The sequence below is a fragment of the Undibacterium sp. Di27W genome, assembly GCF_049340345.1.
In the GTDB taxonomy this organism is placed as follows: Bacteria; Pseudomonadota; Gammaproteobacteria; order Burkholderiales; family Burkholderiaceae_D; genus Undibacterium.
Genome location: NZ_JBMPOS010000070.1, coordinates 1 through 1,233 on the forward strand (window position 1 = coordinate 1; position 1,233 = coordinate 1,233).

The 1,233-nt window shown below is 52.9% G+C and carries 1 pseudogene; it reads left to right on the forward strand.

The annotated features are described in order from the left end of the window. Positions 1–50 precede the first annotated feature (50 nt). Positions 51–1,233, forward strand: a pseudogene (locus ACO0LF_RS31280) (hypothetical protein); the annotation flags it as partial.

Consider the following 1,233-nt stretch of genomic DNA (forward strand, 5'->3'; position numbering starts at 1 on the left):
CAGGTACCAACACAGCACGTATTGAGAACATCAAATCTGTTCTCACCAACATGTCCCTGACCAGCACCAATGCCAACAACGCAGGTGTTGTTGAATTCTCCTTCGGCGCAGGCACATTGCTGGGTAGTAACACAGGCAACCTGAATCTGTCCGACGTCCAAGTTGGCACAGTCAACATTGGTCAAAACGTTTCCGGCACATCCGCTGCTGGCGTTGCAAACCAAGGTTACGAAACACTGACCATCAACAGCACAGGCAACGTCAACAACATCGGCATCCTGAACCTGCCAATGGACACAGGCACAGCAGGCGTTGTTAAAATCACAGGTGACAAAGACCTGACACTGGCGCAAGTTCAAAACGTCGTCAACCCAGCAGTTGGCACGATTGAATCCGTCAACTACGCTGGCGGCATCCTGCAAGCAGCAGGCCGTCTGTCCGCCATCGATGCATCCGCATTCAAAGGCAACCTGACCCTGAACCTGGGCAATGGCATCTTCACAACTGGCAAAGCAGACACATCCGGCCAATTGCAAAATGTCACAGTCACAGGCGGTTCTGGTAACGACACATTCTACCTGGCAGACACCATCCAGTCCGGCGACAGCCTGACAGGTGGCGACGGTAACGACACCCTCATCATCGTCAACGGTGGCAACATCACAGCCGGTGCAACGGGTTCCTCCATCGTGACTAAAGTAGAACAAGTTCAAGTTCTGTTGAACAATGCTTCTTCTTCAGTTGACTTCGCCAAACTGCCAGATGTGACAGGCGTATTGGTTCGCAACGTCTCCAACACAGCTGGTGTACCAAACAACACACCAACAGCTGGTACAGACGTGTTCACACTGAACAACCTGACAGCAGTTCAAGCAGCAGCCATCACCATCAAACATGGTGACACCAACTCCAACGCCATCGGCCAAGCAACCATCAGCGCCAACCTGGCAACAGACAGCGGTGCAAGCGACACAGTCGCAGTGACCATTTCTGACGGTTTGAACACAGACCCACGTTTCAACTTCGGTCTGAACACAAACGCAGTAGAAAACGTCACCATCGTTGACGGCGACACAGAAAGCAACACTGTCTCCCTGCAAAGCGTCGCCTCCCACACAGGCACCATCACCATCGGCACAACCGCTGGTGTAGGCGTTGCTGGTACATTCATCAACTTTGACACCAACACCACCACCACAGCAGGTACAGTCGGTATCGGCGGCATCAGCCAAC